1 protein-coding gene is annotated in these 639 nt (G+C 29.4%); it reads left to right on the top strand.

Translation table 11 applies throughout. The annotated features are described in order from the left end of the window. Positions 1–26: 26 nt before the first annotated feature. The gene (locus tag DXA15_RS25160; protein ID WP_128135858.1) at positions 27–587 is read left to right on the top strand and encodes a hypothetical protein; all 561 of its coding nucleotides are present in this window, start codon (positions 27–29) and stop codon (positions 585–587) included. Positions 588–639 lie beyond the last annotated feature (52 nt).

Below are 639 nucleotides of genomic sequence, written 5' to 3' on the forward strand. Positions count from 1 at the left end.
TTGAATCTAATTAAATTGATATAGTTATGAAAAGAACAATTATTTTTTCCATTTTAGGGGCTTTAGCTTTTTCTTGTACAATAGAGGATGGGATAGATAAAGGTTATTCTCTTAAATCAGAAAGTGTTACTACTTATGAAGAAGTAGTTTTGAAAGAAAGAGATCCTAAATTCCCTTTAGAATTTCCTTTGCGTAATAAAACAAAAGGTACTGTAATGCCATTTGCTACGTCCTCCAATGAGGACTTCTTAGGTTGTACATATAAGTTACAACATTTTCCATTGGGAACTGCTCAGAACGTAGGAATTCCTATTGTTAATATAAAAAAATTGAAAGAAGAGTATGATGATTTTTATGTTAAAGAAAGAAACCTTGGAATTCAAACATCAGACGTCTTTTCTTATGCGAATTTTGATAGATATTCGCATAAATCAAAGGATTCTGAAAAAGTAACTCATTGGTGTAAGCCTAAATTTGACGTCTTTTCTTATGCGAATTTTGATAGATATTCGCATAAATCAAAGGATTCTGAAAAAGTAACTCATTGGTGTAAGCCTAAATTTGAAATTATTTTCTATTGGAAATAAAGGTACTATCGAAAATATATATGGAAAAGATGTTGCTAATGAAACAAATAGA

The organism is Parabacteroides sp. AM58-2XD (assembly GCF_003463685.1).
GTDB lineage: Bacteria > Bacteroidota > Bacteroidia > Bacteroidales > Tannerellaceae > Parabacteroides > Parabacteroides segnis.